The following is a 16911-nucleotide window of genomic DNA, read 5'->3' on the forward strand; positions in this document are numbered from 1 at the left end:
CACGGAGAACTCAGCGGTGATCCTCGGCGTCGGCGAAGGCCACCACCCGGGGCCGGGTCTCGGCGAGCCGGATTGCCGGGAGCTCCTGATCGGCGATGCCGAGATCGTGCATCCGGCGTGCGGTGACCAGCACCCGCGACTCCACCGAGCCGACGGCGGCGTTGAAAGCCGCTACGGCCTTACCGAGATTCACGCCGAGCGAGTCGAGGTGTTCGGCGACCTTGCCGATACGGGTGTAGAGCTCCTTACCCAATTGCTGCACCGTTGCCATATCGCGCGAGAGAGCTTCCTGACGCCAACTGAACGCGACCGTGCGCAGCAGGGCGATGAGCGTGGTCGGCGTCGCGAGGATCACGTTCCGGCCGAACGCGTACTCGAGCAGCTCGGCATCGGTCGTCAGGGCGGCGTCGAGGAACGGGTCGCCGGGAACGAACAGCACGACGAACTCCGGCGCCGGGTCGAAGGCCGCCCAGTACGCCTTGTCGGCCAGCTGGTCGACGTGGGCGCGCAGCTGCTTGGCGTGCCTGGTCAGTAATCGGGTGCGCTCGCTCGGGTCCTCGCTGGTCGCCGCGTCCAGGTAGGCGGTGAAGGGGACTTTCGCGTCGACGACGATGTGCCTGCCGCCCGCCAGTCGCACGACCAGGTCGGGTCGCACCGCGCCGCGGTCGTCGCCGCCCGCCCGGGTGACCTGGGTGTCGAAGTCGCAGTGCCTTGTCATGCCCGCCAGTTCCACGACCCGTTCGAGCTGGATCTCTCCCCAGCGTCCACGTACCTGTGGTGCGCGCAGCGCGGCGACGAGTTGCCCGGTCTGGTCGGAGAGCCGATGCGAGGTGCGCTGCATCCCCGCGACCTGTTCGCGCAGGCCCGAATAGGCGTCGATGCGATGGTGCTCCACCTGCCGGATCTGCCGTTCGAGCGCGCCGACCGCGTCGCGCAGCGGGTCGACCAGCGCGCCGACGGCGGCCGAATGCCTGCGTGCGGCATCCTCGTTCGCCGCACGCAGCGACTGTTGGAGCAACCGCTGGTTGTCCTCGGCGGCGGCGAGCCGGGCTTCGGCGACCGCGGCGCGCTGCCCGCCGCGGGCCGCATGGCCCAACCAGCCGAGACCGAGGCCTGCGGCGAAAACAAGGACGAGCGCGACGAGCATCGAAGCGGTCATGGCGGCGATACTGCCCGAGGGCACCGACAAGTTCGCAATCACCGGGCAACCGTGTCGGCGAAATGACACGGTTGTAGTGCGTCGATTGAATTCTGTCGGTGCACTGGCCTACGGTTCGCGGCATGCGGATCCTGCACACCTCCGATTGGCACATCGGGCGCACCTTCCACGGTGTCGACCTGCTGTCGGATCAGGCGCGCGCACTCACGGCCGTCGCCGACCTGGTCGCCGCCGAATCCGTCGACGTGGTGGTGATTCCCGGCGACATCTACGACCGCTCCATTCCCGGCGCCGACGCCATCGCGGTGTGCAATCGCGGCTTCGAGGCGATTCGCGCCGCGGGCGCGACCATCATCGCGACCTCCGGCAACCACGATTCGCCTGCCCGGCTCGGTGCGGGCGCGAGCTTCGCGGCCGCTGGTGGGCTGCATCTGTGCACGCGGGTGGCCGATGTCGACAAGCCCGTCCGTCTGGCCGACAGCCACGGTGAGGTGGTGTTCTACGGGATTCCGTACCTCGAGCCGGAGATCACCCGCGCCGAACTCGGTGTGCCGCAGGCGCGCTCGCACGAGGAGATCCTGCAGGCGGCGATGGCGCGGATCAATGCCGATCTGAGGGCGCGGCCGGGGGCTCGATCGGTGGTGCTCGCGCATGCGTTCGTCGTCGGCGGGGCGGCCACCGGGTCGGAGCGGTCGATCTCGGTCGGTGGGGTGGAGACGGTGTCGATGGAGGCCTTCGACGGCATCGATTACGTGGCGCTCGGGCATCTGCATTCGCCGCAGACGCTGTCGGAGTCGGTGCGCTACAGCGGTTCTCCGCTGCCGTATTCGTTCGGTGAGAGCTCGCATCGCAAGGCGGTGTGGATCGTCGACTTGAACCAGAACGGGCCGGCCGAGGTCCGCCGTCACGATCTGCCGCTGGTGCGGGGGCTGAGTAGGCTCACCGGGACACTCGAGCAACTGCTCACCGCCGACGAGCATCTCGGTGCGGTGGAGCATTACGTGTCGGCCACGCTCACCGACACCGCGCGCCCGGTCGACCCCATGCGCAAGCTGCGGGAGCGGTTTCCGCATGCCGTGCACGTGGAATGGGTTCGGCCGGAGGGTAATCCGGAGTTGCGGTATCGCGAGCGAGTGCACGGCCGCCGCGACACCGAGGTGGCCGCGAGCTTTCTGTCCGATGTGCGTGGGGAACCGACCGAGGGGGAATTGGCATGGGTGGAACGAGCTCTGGCCGCTGCGGTGAGCGAGCCCGATCCGCCGAGCCAGGAACCACTGGCGGCGGAGCTCACGGCGTGACCGGGGACGCCGCGTGAGACTGCACCGGCTGGAGATGACCGCGTTCGGCCCCTTCGCCGACACCACGGTCGTCGACTTCGACGAGCTCGGCGCCGACGGGCTGTTCCTGCTGCACGGGCACACCGGCGCGGGCAAGACCACGGTTCTCGACGCCATCGCCTTCGCGCTCTACGGCAAGGTGCCCGGTGCGCGCGGTGAGAGCAAACGCCTGCACTCCGACCACGCCGACCGGCTCACCCCACCACAGGTGAGCCTCGAGGCGACCCTCGGCGGTCGCAAGCTGCGACTGACGCGCGTGCCCGAGTTCGAACGACCCAAGCGCGACGGTTCCGGCACCCGGGTCTCCCAGCCCAAGGCCACACTCACCTGGCTCGACGGCAGCGGCGAAAACCTCTCGCGCATCACCGATATCGGTGAGGAGGTGCTGCGGCTGCTCGGCATGAGCGCCGACCAGTTCTTCCAGGTGGTGCTGCTCCCGCAGGGCGATTTCGCCCGGTTTCTGCGGGCGGAGAACGAGGATCGCGAGAAGCTGCTCGAAAAGCTCTTCGACACACAGCGTTTCGGCACGGCCGAGCGCTGGCTGGCCGACCGCAGACGCACCGCCGAAGCCGAACTCGGTGTGCTGCGGCAGGGCATCGACCGGCTCATCACGAAGGTAGGGATGGCGGCCGGGTACGGCGGCGCGGAATCGGTCGGGCTGCCCGACGCGGTGAGCTGGTCGCAGGATCTGCTCTCCACGGCCCGTCGCGAGCTGGCCGAGGCCATCGCGAATACCGAACTGCGCCAGAAGGAGTCCGACGCCGCCCGCGCCGAAGCCGACGAACAGCGCCGCGTCACCGAACTCCATGCCCGGATGCGGGCGGCCAGGTCCGAACTCGAGGCCTACACCGCTGCGGCCCCTCACCGCGCAACCTTGGAACGCGAACTCGAAAAGGCTCGTCGCGCCGAACCGGTCGTCCAGGCCATCGACGAGGCCCGGACAATCGTCCGCGACCTGCGCCGAGCCGAAACCGCCACGCACGCCGCCGCGACCGAACTGGCTACCCAGCTCCGCGCCGAAGCCGCCGCCGACCTACCCGGTATCGACCTGCTGACCGTGGTCACCGACGAGCTCGATGAGGCCCAACGGAACCCGCGGTCGGACGGGGGAGGGCATGCGGGTACGGCTTCCGATCGTCGTCCGCGCTCTGCGGATGCGCGCCCGACGGTCGACGGGTCAGGGCAAGCTGATGGTGTCGCCGGCGCCGCGGCTGGTCCGGTGCGGGATGTCGCGGGAGATCTCGACGGGGCTGTAAGTCGGTGGAACGCGCTGATCGGCGTTCTCGGGGAGGTGCGGGCCGAGGCGGTGACCGCAAGGCAGCTGGCGGGGGACCTCACGGCGCACGAGGCGGAGGCCGAACGGTTGACGCGGCGGGCCGGGGAACTGGCGCGCCGGCGCGAGGAACTGCCCGCGATGATCGCCTCGGCGCAGGAGCAGTTGCGCGAGGCGACGGATGCGGCCGCCGCGTTGCCGGGGTTGCGCAACGAGCTGTCGAAATGGCAGGACTCGGCGGCCGCCGCGGTCGAATTGACCACCAAGCGACCGGCTTTGGACCGCGCGCAAGCCGAGCTCGACGAGGCGCGACGAGCACATCTCGATGCCCGGGAGCGGGTGTTGGATCTTCGCTCCCGGCGCCTGGCCGGGATGGCCGCCGAACTCGCGGGCGCCCTGGTCGATGGTGCGCCGTGTGCGGTGTGTGGTTCTGCCGAGCACCCCGAACCGGCCGAGCCGACCGACGATGCCGTGTCCAAGGACGCCGAGGACACCGCAGTGGCCGCCGAGCAGACCGCCGAGGCCGCACGCGACCGAGTCGCCCAGCGCATCGCCACCCTGGAACGCGAGATCGAAGCGCTCACCGCACGCGGTGGCGCCGCCGACCCCGTCACCCTCGCCGACGCCGTCCGCACCGCCACCCACCGTTTCGAAGACGCCACCGACACCGCGAACCAGGCGACCGCCCTCACCACGCGCCTCGAAACCCTGCGCAGCGAAGAGTCGGCACTGCACGAGCAGTCCCGCGACCTCGACGTCCGCCTCGGCACCGTCACCGCCAATATCACCACCACCCGCACCCGTCTCGACGAACTCACCGCCCGCCTGCGCACCGCAGCGGGCGCCGACACCTCCGTCGACGCCCGCGCGGCCCGCCTCGAATCCCTCATCACCGCCGCCACCACCCTGCGCGAAGCCCGAACCACGGAATCCGCCGCCCGCACAGCTGTCACCCGCATCGCCACTCGGGTCGAAAACCTCGCGGCAGCAGCGGGATTCCTCGCACACGAGGTGCCGCTGTCGCCTGACGAACCTGCTGCACACTCGACCGACAACCCGGAGACACCGGATCGCACGCCACGCAACGCCACGATGCGCTCCCCGTCGGGTGCGCCAAAGCCCAAGGCCGACAATGGGTCCACCGACGAAGGCGCACTCGGTCGCGCTCTCTCCGGTGACGCGGAAGTGTCCGCCGCCGAGGAGCGGAGCGCACGCCGCGCGGGTGTCGGTCACGAGGGGGCACAGGATGGCGATTCTGACCGAGCTGGTCGCGCGTCAGCGAAGCAGACGCAGCGCGTAGATGTCGAGATGCCAACGCTGTTCGATCTTTTCGACACGGAGGCCGACGACGAGGAGCCGGCAGACGAGCCGGTCGCTGCGCGTGACGATATCGCCGTGCTCACGGCCTGCGCACAGGTCGTCGGCGCGGCCGCTCGCACGGCCCGGCAGCAGGCGGAGATCGAGGCCGAACTCACCGCCGCCGATCGGGCGCGGGCGCACGCCGAGGCGGTGTTGGCCGAGCCGGGGATTCAGGCCGTGGCCGAGCGGGTACCTGGTGATCCGGCCGAATGGGAGCAGCGGTTCGCGCTGGCCCAGAATGCCCTGACCTCGGCGGTCGCCGCGCAGTCGGCGGCGACCGAGCGTGTTGCTCAGCTCGAACAGCTGAGTACCCAGCTCTGGGGTGAGGTGGAGCGGATCGCGCCCAAGCAGCGAGAATTCGACGAATTGGCAGGGTTGGCCGAGGTGGTAGCCGGCCGCGGCGAGAACAATCGACGAATGTCGTTGCGGTCCTACGTGCTTGCCGCGCGGCTCGAGGAAGTGGCGGTGGCGGGGTCGGTGCGGTTACGCCGGATGTCGGGTGGCCGGTACGAATTCGTCCACTCGGACAAGGCCGGTCCGCGCGGCAGGCGCGGCGGCCTCGGCCTCGACGTGCGCGACGACTACACCGGCTCCATCCGTTCGGCGAAAACCCTCTCCGGCGGCGAAACCTTCATGGCCTCACTGGCTTTGGCACTCGGCCTGGCCGATGTGGTCGCCGCCGAAGCGGGCGGCGTCACCCTGGACACCCTCTTCATCGACGAGGGCTTCGGCAGCCTCGACGCCGACACCCTCGACGCCGTCATGGGCGTCCTCGACGAACTCCGCGCCGGCGGCCGCGTAGTCGGCGTGGTGAGCCACGTCGACGAAATGCGCCAACGCATCCCCACCCGCCTCCACGTCCTACGCGGCCGCAACGGCTCCCACCTGAAAACCACCGTCGCCTGACCTACCCGACCGCAGCCACCTCCTTCGCGGGCGTCGGTTCGAATCCGGGCAGACGACCGTCGAGGTAAGGGATCATCAGCTGGATCAGTGGTCCGATGCCGAAGGCGTACACGACGGTGCCGATCCCCACGCTGCCACCGAGCAGCCAACCGGTGACGAGCACCGATGTTTCGATGCCGGTGCGGATCGTCCACACCGACCAGCCGGTCCGGGCGACCAGGCCAGTCATCAGTCCATCGCGCGGTCCTGGACCCATTCCGGCGCCGATGTAGAGAACCGTCGCGGCGGCATTCACCACCACCGCGACAACCATGGCGAGCACACGCAGCCACAGCTGTTCCACCGCCGGGATGAGCCACAGGCCGACATCCACCGCCACCCCGATCACCACCACATTGCTGATGGTGCCGAGCCCCGGCCGCTGCCGCAGCGGGATCCAAGCGAGGAGGACAACCACGCCGGTCAGCGCGGTCACCATCCCGAAACTCAACGGTACGTGCCCGGCGACGCCCTGATGGAAGACGTCCCACGGATCGAGCCCGAGCCCGGCGCGGATCATCACCGCCATGGACGTCCCGTACAACCACAGACCCACATACAGGGCGACCAGACGGCGAGTAAGCATGCGCACCATCGTGCGCCCTACTGGACCCTCACGGAAGTGCCAATTGTCGAAAACTGGACTGGTGACATGCGGCGCAGGGTCCGTAGCGCCGTCACGCTTCGTGGGTGAGCAACCACCGCTTGGCCTCGAGCCCCCACCGGAACCCACCGAGCGCCCCGCCGATCCGCAGCACCCGATGACACGGCACGAACAGCGCGGCCGCATTGCGCGCACAGGCATTCGCCGCCGCCCGGGTAGCCGCGGGCCGACCGGCCAGGCCCGCGAACTCGGTGTAGGTGACCGGCTCACCCGCGGGCACCTTGCGCAGGATTTCCCATGCGTGCGATAGGAATTCACCCGACTGCTGACGCACCGGCACCGCGTCGATCACGGTGAGATCGCCCGCGTGATAGTCCAGGACCGCGCGGGTGACCTCGCCCAGCGAATCCCGTTGCCTGAGTTCGGCCGGTCGCAGACTCGCGTGCACGAGGCCGGCCAACCCGGTCGCGTCGGCGGTCCAGCCCGAGGCCAGGACCGCGCCGTCGGCGTCGACGAGGGTGGTGAACGGTCCGATCGGGGTGCCGACCGTGGCGTAGTCGGCGTGCGTGATGGTCATGATGTCTCTTTCCGTCAGGAGTACGTGGGCAGTGGGACGGCGCCGCGCTGCACGAGCGCCGTCTTCCACAGGTGCATGGACAGGTAGGAGCGCCAGGGCGCCCAGCGTTCGGTGTCGGCGAGGTCGATGTCCGCGAGGGCGGCGCCCTGGCGGACGACCAGGTCGGTGTCGAGCAGGATGTCGGGGTCGGCGAGCGAGCGCATGGTCACGTAGTCGGCGGTCCAGGGGCCGACGCCGTCGAGGGCGAGCAGGTCGCAGCGCAGGTCGTCGGCGGTGCGGCCCGAATGCAGCACCAGTTCGCCGTCGGCGATCGCCCGCGCGGCCGACACGATGGCGGCGATCCGGCGGGCGGGCCCGGTCAGCACCTCGGCACCGTGTTCGGCGATGGCCGCGGGCGTGGGGAACAGCAGCGGTACCGGCCCCTCGATCCGTTCACCGAGCGCCTCGACCAGGCGCGCGGTGTGGGTCGCCGCCGCCCGCACCGAGATCTGCTGCCCGATCATGGTGCGCAACAACAGTTCCGGACCGTCGAGACACCCCGGCACGCGGATGCCCGCTGTGAACGGACTGGCGTCGCCGACGTTCGACGTGATCCCCAAGGCCTCGTCGATCCCCAGCGGATCGGCATCGAGATCGAGCAGATGCCGCAACCGGGCGACGGTCGGCGCCAGATCACGCATATCCCGCAGGGCGAGCTCGGCCCGCACATGCCCCGGCCGGAACGACAACCCGATGGTCGCGTGCCCGTGCGGCGTGCGCAGGCTGCGCGTGTACACCCCGTTCTCCCACAGCTCCATCCCCGGCACCGTGTGCGCGGACAGGAACCAGGCCAGCCACCCGGTATCGAGCGGTTCGCGATACGGCAGCCGCAAAGTCAGCAGGCCGGGTGTGGCGGGCGCCTCCACATCGTTGCGTGGCGAGCGGCGCGATTCGGTGCGCATCGTGGTCGGGCTCACCGCGAACACCTCGCGCACGGTGTCGTTGAACTGGCGGATGCTGGCGAAGCCGGCCGCGAACGCGATATCCGACATGGGCATGTCGGTGGTCTGGATCAGCAGCCGCGCGGTGTGTGCGCGGTGTGCCCTGGCCAGCGCGAGCGGTCCAGCGCCGAGCTCGGTGGTCAGCACCCGGGTCAGTTGCCGTTGTGAATAACCAAGTGTCGCAGCCAGTTCGGGAACTCCACCCCGCTCGATCACGCCGTCGCCGATGAGCCGCATGGCGCGGGCGGCCAGGTCGGCGCGCACGTTCCACAGCGGTGAACCGGGGGCGGCATCGGGCAGACAGCGCCTGCACGCCCGGTACCCCGCCTGCTGGGCTGCGGCGGCGGTGGGCAGGAACGACACATTGGTGCGCTTGGGCGTGATCGCCGGGCACGAGGGACGGCAGTAGATGCCGGTGGTGCGGACCGCGGTGAAGAACTGCCCGTCGAAACGGGAGTCGCGGGTCGACACCGCGCGGTAGCAGCGCTCGAAGTCCAAAGCCGTGATGGTCACGTTGTCCACAATGACAGCGCGCCCGGCCCGGTGCTAGCGGAAATCGGCCACCTATTCAGCAGCAGCGGTTGGTGGGGTTCCGCTCGGCTTCGGCATAGCGTTCCCGCCAGTAGTCGCGCTCGGACGGCACCGGACGGTCCGGGTGGTTGCGGCGCAGATGGGCGACATACCGCTGGTAGTCCTGGCCGCCGTTGATCGCGCTGTACCACCGGACCACCGAGCGCGCACCTGTCCAGACATGGTGCGCGAGGGCGCGGGCGGCCGATCCGAAGGACCGCCCGCCCGCATCCCCGGCCGAATTCACGACACGTGCACCGATCCGGGCGCGGTCACCTTGCCCTCGGCGATGAGCACCTCCCACTCCTTCTGCACGTCCTTCTCCGCCTTGGTCGACACGAAACCGCTGGGGGAGAAGATCTTCGACGGCTGCTCCTCGGACTCCGAACTGGTCACCTCACCGGTGCGGATCGCCCGCAGGCACACCAGCGCACCGACGACGGTCACGATGAGCACGAGCACCGCGAACACGATCGACAACGTGCCCTGGATGAAGGTGTTGCGGATCGCGATCTCCACCTGCTCCGGCGTCTTTGCCGTCAGGCAGCCCTTGCCCGCGTCCTTGGCGGCCTGGCACAGGCTGTGCTGCTTCCAGTAACCGAGTTTGGGATCGGCGGAGAAGATCTTCTGCCAGGAGGCGGTCATGGTGACGATGAGGTCCCAGACCAGCGGAATACCGGGGATCCACGCCCACTTCCACTGCCCGCGTTTGACGAGGATGGTGAGCACCACCGTCAGCGCGATCGCGGCCAGCAGCTGGTTGGCGATACCGAACAGCGGGTAGAGCGCGTTGATGCCGCCGAACGGATCGTTGACACCCATCAGCAGCACGCCACCCCAGCCCGCGACCACGAGCAGCGAACACACCCACGCACCGACCCGCCACGACGGATCACGGAACTTCTTGAAGCCGCCGCCGAAGTTGCCCAGCGCGTCCGACACCAGGAACCGCGCGACGCGAGTGCCCGCATCGATGGTGGTGAGGATGAACAGCGCCTCGAACATGATCGCGAAGTGGTACCAGAACGCCTTCATCGATTCGCCGCCGAGGAACTTGTGGAAGACCTCGGAGATGCCGACCGCCAGCGTCGGCGCGCCACCGGTACGCGAGATGATCGTCTGCTCACCGACATCCGAGGCCGCGTCGGCGAACAGTGCGGGCGTCGCTGCCGGGCCGTCGAGACCGAGCTTGTTGGTGTAGGCGGCGGCCGTCTCCGGCGTGCCACCGGTGAGCGAGCCGGGCGCGTTCATGCCGAAGTACAGGTGCTGGTCGATGATCGAGGCCGTGATGATGGCCATCACCGCGACGAACGACTCCATCAGCATGCCGCCGTACCCGATCATGCGGGCATTGGATTCCTTGGCCAGCAACTTCGGCGTGGTCCCCGAGGACACCAGCGCGTGGAAACCCGACAGCGCGCCACAGGCGATGGTGATGAACAGGAACGGGAACAGGCTGCCCGCGAACGCCGGACCAGTGCCGCTGGAAGCGAATTCCGACACCGCGGGCGCCTTCAGCACCGGCATGGTGATGAGAATGCCCGCCGCGAGCAGCACGATCGTGCCGACCTTCATGAACGTCGACAGGTAGTCGCGCGGCGCGAGCAGCAACCACACCGGCAGCACCGAGGCGAAGAAGCCGTAGGCGATCAGGCACCAGGCGATGGTGGTGCGCGACAGGGTGAACCAGTCCGCGCCCCATTCGGTTTCCGACACCCAGCCACCGCCGACGATGGCGGCCAGCAGCAGCACGATGCCGATCGCCGACACCTCGCCGACCTGACCCGGGCGCAGATAACGCAGGTACACGCCCATGAACAGCGCGATCGGGATGGTCATCGCGATCGAGAACACGCCCCACGGGCTCTCGCCGAGAGCGTTCACCACGACCAGCGCCAGCACGGCCAGCAGGATCGTCATGATGGCCAGGATCGCGACGATCGCCGCGACACCACCCACGGCACCGAGCTCGTCGCGCGCCATCTGCCCGAGGCTGCGACCGCGCCTGCGCGTGGAGGCCCACAGCACCAGGTAGTCCTGCACCGCACCGGCGAAAACCACGCCGACAACGATCCAGATGGTGCCCGGCAGATAGCCCATCTGAGCTGCGAGAACCGGACCGACGAGGGGGCCGGCACCGGCGATGGCGGCGAAGTGGTGACCGTAGAGCACCCGCCGGTCCATCGGCATGAAGTCTTTGCCGTTGTCGTAGATCTCGGCCGGGGTGGCCACGTCGTCGCGCGGCTTGGTCACCTTCCATTCGATGAACCGGGCGTAGAACCGGTACGCGATGATGTAGGTACACACCGCCGCGATCACGATCCACACCGCGTTCACGGATTCTCCGCGCGCTATCGCCAGATAGGTCCACGCGCCGGCGCCGAGCACGCCGATCCCCGCGAACACAGCCTTCTTGGCGGGCGTGATCGGCGTGCGATCGACGACACCGACCGGAGGCAAGTCCGGGTCGGTCCGCAGATATTCGATGGTCGTCGCCATTGACTCAACTCCTGTACAACGCGCAGAGCCTCGGGTGAAGCATCGACAACGTAGCCGATGCGCTCTGCGCGCCGGACAGGATCACACACGGTCGCGCCCAAGATGAAATTTTGTTCAGGCAGTCATTCACCTGCGTAGGTGCCGAAGCTCCAGAGGTTGCCCTCGGGGTCTTGGGCACTGAAGCCGCGGGAGCCGTAGTCCTCGTCGCGCAGTTCGCGGATGATGGTGGCGCCCGCTGCGGTGGCGCGGGTGTGGAGGGCGTCGGGGTTGTCGGTGACGAGGTAGATGTTGGCGATGCCGGGTGGTCGGGTGCAGAAGGGGGAGTCGTCGTCGCGGCCGGTGGAGCCGAACATGATGCCGCCGCCTTCGGGCCAGCGCAGTTCGCCGTGTTCGACGATCGATGGGTCGTCGTCGCGGGCGTAGACGGCCCTGGCCTCGAAACCGAAGGCGGTGGTGAGGAATTCGATCATGGCGCGGGCGTCGGTGAAGGCCAGGCACGGCCAGACCGCGCCGCGGGTGTCGGTGGAAGTAGTCATGTCCTCAGCCTCGCGCTTCGGCCGCCCCCGGGTCTTGGACGGATGGAATCTCCTCGGCCAGCCATGCTGTCGGCGCCACGCCTGCCAGTTCGGCGAAGTCGCGATTCAGGTGCGCCTGGTCGTAGTAGCCGCAGGTGGCCGCGATCTGGGCGATCGAGACATACGACGGCGTGTTGGCGAGCATGCGGCGGGCGCGTTCGAATCGGATGATCCGCGCGGCCAGTTTCGGGCTCGCGCCGAATTCGGCGGTGAACTTGCGGGTGAGGTGTTGTCTGCTCCAGCCGATGCGTTCGGCCAAAGGGTTCATCGGACAGGTGCCGCCCGTACCGACGAGAGTGCGCCAGGCCCAGGACAATTCGGGGCCGGGGACCGATTCGGTGCGGGCCGCCGCGGTGAGCGCCCGGTCGCAGGCGGCGAATCTGCTCGGCCAATCATCGTGCGCGTGTACGGCGTCGGCGAGTTGATCGCCCAAAGACCTTCGCGCTTGCGAGCATTCGATCGTCACATCCCACATCTCGCTCGCGGGCATCCCGAACAGCACACGACTGCCGAGCGGGGTGAGCTCGATGGCGACACCCTCCTGGAAACCGGTGTGCGCGATCATCGCCGGGGCGGCTTGTAGTCCGCTCAGGACACAGCGGTAGCTGCCCGGTGATTGACGGCGATCGGTCTGCTCCACGACGTCGATCGGCGGGCCGGCGGCCACGATGAACGTCATGTGCCGCGAAGGCAGACCACGGTGCAACCCCGGTTCGTAACCCGTCATGCGATAGCCCACGTACCGGTCGATGAACGCGGCCAGAACCGGCGCGGGGGCTGCGGTCACCACCTCCGTGGTCGCCTCCATACCCGTCACGCTACGCCGGGGCTGTGGTGGCGGCCAGACCGATCGATGTCGGGATCACACCGGTGGCGCCTGCGCTTCGCCTCGCGGAGTGTGTTGTTGAGCACGCGTCTGAGTGCTCTGCGTGGGGTAACCGAATCGAGAAGGTGCTCTCCGTATCTCGGCGTGTGCGGTGAGATATCGCACTCGGTGATTCCGGGCGTGTGGAAACACGAGGTCAGCCGGTTAATCTTGCGCCTTCGTCCAATTCTGTAGGAGGTGTCATGCGGCGGGTTCAGTACGAGCGCAGCAGTGGTCCGGAGGTGCTCGAGGTCGTCGCGGCCGAGGTGCCGGTGCCCGGTGCCGGTGAGCTGCTGGTCCGGGTGGAGGCGATCGGGGTCACCCTGTCGGCGATCCGGCGGATCAGTGTGGCGCAGCCGTTGCGGGCCGAAGTGGCCGGTGAGGTCGTCGCCGTCGGTGACGGGGTCGACGGGTACAGCGACGGCTACCGCGTGGTCGGCGTCTGTGATGCCGATGCCTACGCCGAATACGTGCTGCTCTCGGTCGACCAGGCCTCCGCGATCCCCGACGGTGCCTCCGCCGTCGACGCCGTCGCCCTGATGCGCAGCGGGCTCGTCGCCCTCGGCGCGCTCGACACCGTCGCCCCGCGTGAAGGTGAGACCGCGCTGGTCACCGCCGCCGCGGGCGGTGTCGGCCACCTCGCGGTGCAGTTGGCCCGTGTGCGCGGCGCGAGCTGGGTGGTCGCCGCGGTTTCCGACGAGAGCAAAGCCGGCTTCGTCCGCGAACTCGGCGCCGACGAGGTGTACACCTACGACCAGCTGCACTGCGGCAAGCAGGCCGACTACGCCCTCGACGGTGTCGGCGGCAACGATCTCGGCAACACCCTCACCGGCCTCGCCGAGGGCGGCCGCGCCGTCACCTATGGCAGCAGCGGTGCGATCGACACCGAGGACCTGCTCGCGGGCGGCAAGACTCTCACCGGTTTCCGCATCGGCCGCCTCGCCCAGCGCGACCCCGCCCGCTACGAGGACCTGCGCCAGGAGGTGTGGCAGCACTACGCGTCCGGTCTGCTGCACCCTGTCGTGCACGCCGAGTTCGCCCTCGACGACGCGGCCGCCGCCCACGCCGTCATCGAGCAGCGCATCAACCTGGGCAAGGTCGTCCTCGTCCCCTGAACTGGTCACCCGATCACCACGCGCCGGCGGCGGCAAAGCCCGGGAGGCTGCCGCCACCACAGCGTGGTGATCGGATGTCCAGCATTCGGCTCGGTCTGCCGAGTGCGCCGGACGCCCGCCTGCTGCCGGGGCGGGGGCCGGTCGTCGTCGCGGACCCGTAGACTCTGATCCTTGTGAGCCTCACCCTCGGAATCGTCGGCCTGCCCAATGTCGGAAAGTCGACCCTGTTCAACGCGCTGACCAAGAACGACGTGCTGGCCGCGAACTACCCGTTCGCGACCATCGAACCCAACGTCGGCGTGGTCCCGTTGCCGGACAAGCGGCTCGACAAGCTCGCCGAGATCTTCGGCTCCGAGCGGATCGTGCCCGCCGTCGTGTCGTTCGTCGACATCGCGGGCATCGTGAAGGGCGCCTCCGAAGGCGCGGGCCTCGGCAACAAGTTCCTCGCCAACATCCGTGAGGCCGACGCCATCTGCCAGGTGGTCCGTGTGTTCGCCGACGACGACGTGATCCACGTCGACGGCCGGGTCGACGCCGCCGCCGACATCGAGGTCATCGAGACCGAGCTCATCCTCGCCGACCTGCAGACCCTCGAGAAGGCCATCCCGCGCCTCGAGAAGGAAGCCCGCGTCAAGAAGGACCGCAAGCCCCTGCTCGACGCCGCCAAGGTGGCCGAGGGTTTCCTCAACGAGGGCACCACGCTGTTCGCGGCGGGCAAGAAGATCGACGCCGAGCTGCTGCGTGAGCTGTCGCTGCTCACCATCAAGCCGTTCCTCTATGTCTTCAACGCCGACGAATCCGTCCTCACCGACGACGCCAAGGTCGCCGAGCTGAAGGCCGCCGTCGCCCCCGCCGACGCCGTCTTCCTCGACGCCAAGGTCGAAGCCGAACTCCTCGAACTCGACGACGAATCCGCCATGGAACTCCTCGAGTCCATCGGCCAAACCGAACCCGGCCTGCACGGCCTGGCCCGCGCCGGCTTCCACACCCTCGGCCTCCAGACCTACCTCACCGCAGGCCCCAAGGAAGCCCGAGCCTGGACCATCCACCAGGGCGACACGGCCCCCAAGGCCGCAGGCGTCATCCACACCGACTTCGAACGCGGCTTCATCAAAGCCGAAATCGTCGCCTTCGACGACCTGGTCGAAGCAGGCTCCATGGCCGCCGCCAAAGCCGCAGGCAAGGTCCGCATGGAAGGCAAGGACTACATCATGGCCGACGGCGACGTCGTGGAATTCCGCTTTAATGTGTAGTCCGTTGCGCCTGGGCTGACTGAAAGAGCCCGGAGCAAGGAGGCCGGCATCGGTCGGCGATGCCGGCCTCGGATAGATGCGCTGAATCAGCGTGCGTTTGCGCGCGTCTTCTCGCTCGGGTTCGCCTGATGCCGACGCTGCGCCACCAGGACCACGGCCACCGCTGCGCTCGTGAAGATCGCGCTGCACAGCCATGCCGTCGTGGGACGGGTGGTGCGGTCGACGACGAGGCCGGCGGTGATCGGGCCGAGGACCGCGCCGACATTGAATGCGGTGGTCGCCAGGGCGCCTGCGATGCGCGGCGCGGTGGGGGCGGCGGTTCGCACGATCGTGGCGATCAGCGTCGATCCCACGCCGAACGCGACCGCGCCGGTCACCACTGCCATGATCATCACGCCGATCAGCAGGTGCGCGGTGAGGGCGGCCAGTAGCCAGACCGCGAGGAGCGCAACGGTTCCGGTGGAGATGATCCGTCGGCGATGGGTGTCGCTGTAGCGGCCAGTGAGTGTGACGCCGGCGAACGAACCGAGGCCGAACAAGGCGAGCGCGAAGGGAACCCACCGGCCGTCCGCGGCGGCGTCGTTCGTGATGGTGCCGAGGTAGGTGAACCCGGCGAAAGTCGCGGCGTTGACAAGGATTCCGGCGACGACAGCCACCCGCACCGCAGGCAGCCGCACGACCGACCATTCATGACGCAACGACAGCGCCTGCGGGTCCTGCCGGTCGTCGCGACCGAGCATGAACCACACCGGAACCAGCGTGGCCGCACTGATCACGGCAACAGCCCAGAACGTCGATCGCCAGCCCCACGCCTGCCCCAGCAGGGTGCCCGCGGGTACACCGGCGATGCAGGCGACCGTCACTCCTGAGATCACCACGGATGTCGCTCGGCCGACCGACGCCGGGCCGACCAAGCGCGGCAACGCGGCCAGGGTGACCGCGAGGAACCCGGCGTTGGCGACGGCGGCGACCACCCGCGTCACCAACAGTACCCCGAACCCGGTCGCGACGGCCCCCACCACGTGGGCGGCACAAAACAGCGCCAGGAACGCGGTGACCGAATACCTGACCGGCAACCGGCCCGCCGCCGTCGCCATCACTGGTGCGCCCAGCACCATGCCTGCCGCGAACAGCGATGTCAGCAGACCCGCGGCGCCGAGGGAGATTCCCACGTCACCCGCTATCTGCTCGAGCAATCCCGACACCATGAATTCGGATGTGCCCTGCGCGAACACCGCGACAGCCAGCACGAAAACCACAACGGGCATAAGAGAAGACTCCCCGGAAACATGGGCGCCACCATCACCACGACGGCACCCGGGATGAGTGCGGAAGCGGGTGATCGGTCACCCGTCCGCAAGAAGCGACATCATCCGGCGTCGCGAGATGGGCGAATACCGCCGGGCGCACAGCGACCAGCGGGGACCGACCTCACAGCGCCGCCCGGCACAGGCCGAGCGGCTACCGTCTTGACGCCTCCGGGGAATTCACGCCGCCACCTTAGCAATCGGCGAGCCGGCCTGCCGAAGACGACGTCGAGGAATTCCGTTTCGACGGCCGGCGTTGACAGGCGCTGTGGAATCCGAACGCTTGCCTCGTTACCGCCTGCTGACCGGCCCCGACGACTCGAGTTTCTGTCGGCGGGTCAGCGAGGCGCTGGATATGGGCTACGAGTTGCACGGTGGGCCGGCCGCGACTCATGACGGGGAGCGCGTCGTCGTGGCTCAGGCTGTCATCTGGACGCGGGACGAGCCGACGCCGGCACTGCGGTCGTAGCGCCGGCTGGCGGGTCGCGATGGC

The 16911-nt window shown here is 68.8% G+C and carries 14 protein-coding genes; 5 read left to right on the top strand and 9 right to left on the bottom strand.

The window, feature by feature from the left end:
• Nucleotides 1–10: 10 nt before the first annotated feature.
• Nucleotides 11–1159 carry a DNA recombination protein RmuC gene (locus LDL21_RS03390; RefSeq protein WP_225279220.1) on the bottom strand — a complete coding sequence of 383 codons (1149 nt, stop codon included), beginning with the start codon at nt 1157–1159 and terminating at the stop codon, nt 11–13.
• 122 nt (nt 1160–1281) lie between these two features.
• Between LDL21_RS03390 and LDL21_RS03395 the strand changes: the two genes are divergently transcribed.
• A complete protein-coding gene (locus tag LDL21_RS03395; protein WP_225278755.1) occupies nt 1282–2457 on the top strand; it encodes an exonuclease SbcCD subunit D in 1176 nt (391 codons plus the stop codon).
• A 13-nt stretch (nt 2458–2470) separates the two neighbouring features.
• Nucleotides 2471–6034 (top strand): AAA family ATPase, encoded by a 3564-nt coding sequence (locus tag LDL21_RS03400; protein ID WP_225278756.1) that lies wholly within the window; start codon nt 2471–2473, stop codon nt 6032–6034.
• A gap of 1 nt (nt 6035) precedes the next feature.
• Here LDL21_RS03400 and yczE read toward each other — a convergent pair whose 3' ends face one another.
• The 7 genes from yczE to LDL21_RS03435 all read right to left on the bottom strand — a co-directional run bounded on the left by yczE (nt 6036) and on the right by LDL21_RS03435 (nt 12686).
• Entirely contained in the window at nt 6036–6659 is a 624-nt protein-coding gene (gene yczE / locus LDL21_RS03405) for a membrane protein YczE (protein WP_225278757.1), read from the bottom strand.
• A gap of 91 nt (nt 6660–6750) precedes the next feature.
• Nucleotides 6751–7254: a methylated-DNA--[protein]-cysteine S-methyltransferase gene (locus tag LDL21_RS03410; protein ID WP_181696577.1), complete on the bottom strand. Its 504-nt coding sequence runs from the start codon at nt 7252–7254 to the stop codon at nt 6751–6753.
• A 14-nt stretch (nt 7255–7268) separates the two neighbouring features.
• Nucleotides 7269–8756, bottom strand: coding sequence for an AlkA N-terminal domain-containing protein (locus tag LDL21_RS03415; RefSeq protein WP_225278758.1), 1488 nt, complete (start codon nt 8754–8756; stop codon nt 7269–7271).
• A gap of 46 nt (nt 8757–8802) precedes the next feature.
• Entirely contained in the window at nt 8803–9108 is a 306-nt protein-coding gene (locus LDL21_RS30120; protein ID WP_372462129.1) for a YbdD/YjiX family protein, read from the bottom strand.
• Nucleotides 9048–11303 (bottom strand): carbon starvation CstA family protein, encoded by a 2256-nt coding sequence (locus LDL21_RS03425; RefSeq protein WP_225278759.1) that lies wholly within the window; start codon nt 11301–11303, stop codon nt 9048–9050. Before LDL21_RS03425 ends, LDL21_RS30120 begins: the two co-directional genes overlap by 61 nt.
• A 122-nt stretch (nt 11304–11425) precedes the next feature.
• Entirely contained in the window at nt 11426–11839 is a 414-nt protein-coding gene (locus LDL21_RS03430) for a VOC family protein (RefSeq protein WP_225278760.1), read from the bottom strand.
• A 4-nt stretch (nt 11840–11843) separates the two neighbouring features.
• Nucleotides 11844–12686, bottom strand: a complete 843-nt coding sequence (locus LDL21_RS03435) for a helix-turn-helix domain-containing protein (RefSeq protein WP_225278761.1) — start codon at nt 12684–12686, stop codon at nt 11844–11846.
• Nucleotides 12687–12946: 260 nt separating this feature from the next.
• Between LDL21_RS03435 and LDL21_RS03440 the strand changes: the two genes are divergently transcribed.
• Together LDL21_RS03440 and ychF are read left to right on the top strand one after the other, a co-directional pair.
• Complete coding sequence (locus LDL21_RS03440; RefSeq protein ID WP_225278762.1) at nt 12947–13858, top strand: quinone oxidoreductase family protein; 912 nt, start codon at nt 12947–12949, stop codon at nt 13856–13858.
• Between the two features lie 173 nt (nt 13859–14031).
• On the top strand, nt 14032–15111 hold the full coding sequence (ychF, locus tag LDL21_RS03445) for a redox-regulated ATPase YchF (protein ID WP_181696570.1): 1080 nt from the start codon (nt 14032–14034) through the stop codon (nt 15109–15111).
• An 86-nt stretch (nt 15112–15197) separates the two neighbouring features.
• Here ychF and LDL21_RS03450 read toward each other — a convergent pair whose 3' ends face one another.
• Entirely contained in the window at nt 15198–16379 is a 1182-nt protein-coding gene (locus tag LDL21_RS03450; RefSeq protein ID WP_225278763.1) for a Cmx/CmrA family chloramphenicol efflux MFS transporter, read from the bottom strand.
• A gap of 307 nt (nt 16380–16686) precedes the next feature.
• Here LDL21_RS03450 and LDL21_RS03455 point away from each other — a divergent pair, with 307 nt between their 5' ends.
• Nucleotides 16687–16887 (top strand): DUF1737 domain-containing protein, encoded by a 201-nt coding sequence (locus LDL21_RS03455; protein WP_225278764.1) that lies wholly within the window; start codon nt 16687–16689, stop codon nt 16885–16887.
• Nucleotides 16888–16911: the final 24 nt, after the last annotated feature.

The sequence above is a fragment of the Nocardia rosealba genome (assembly GCF_020216065.1).
In the GTDB taxonomy this organism is placed as follows: Bacteria; Actinomycetota; Actinomycetes; order Mycobacteriales; family Mycobacteriaceae; genus Nocardia; species Nocardia rosealba.

What these genes read in the sequence shown, in the direction of transcription:
- LDL21_RS03390 (WP_225279220.1), bottom strand. Translation starts at nt 1,159, where the DNA reads ATGACCGCTTCGATGCTCGTCGCGCTCGTCCTTGTTTTCGCCGCAGGC.
- LDL21_RS03395 (WP_225278755.1), top strand. Translation starts at nt 1,282, where the DNA reads ATGCGGATCCTGCACACCTCCGATTGGCACATCGGGCGCACCTTCCAC.
- yczE (WP_225278757.1), bottom strand. Translation starts at nt 6,659, where the DNA reads ATGCTTACTCGCCGTCTGGTCGCCCTGTATGTGGGTCTGTGGTTGTAC.
- LDL21_RS03410 (WP_181696577.1), bottom strand. Translation starts at nt 7,254, where the DNA reads ATGACCATCACGCACGCCGACTACGCCACGGTCGGCACCCCGATCGGA.
- LDL21_RS03425 (WP_225278759.1), bottom strand. Translation starts at nt 11,303, where the DNA reads ATGGCGACGACCATCGAATATCTGCGGACCGACCCGGACTTGCCTCCG.
- LDL21_RS03430 (WP_225278760.1), bottom strand. Translation starts at nt 11,839, where the DNA reads ATGACTACTTCCACCGACACCCGCGGCGCGGTCTGGCCGTGCCTGGCC.
- LDL21_RS03435 (WP_225278761.1), bottom strand. Translation starts at nt 12,686, where the DNA reads ATGGAGGCGACCACGGAGGTGGTGACCGCAGCCCCCGCGCCGGTTCTG.
- LDL21_RS03440 (WP_225278762.1), top strand. Translation starts at nt 12,947, where the DNA reads ATGCGGCGGGTTCAGTACGAGCGCAGCAGTGGTCCGGAGGTGCTCGAG.
- LDL21_RS03450 (WP_225278763.1), bottom strand. Translation starts at nt 16,379, where the DNA reads ATGCCCGTTGTGGTTTTCGTGCTGGCTGTCGCGGTGTTCGCGCAGGGC.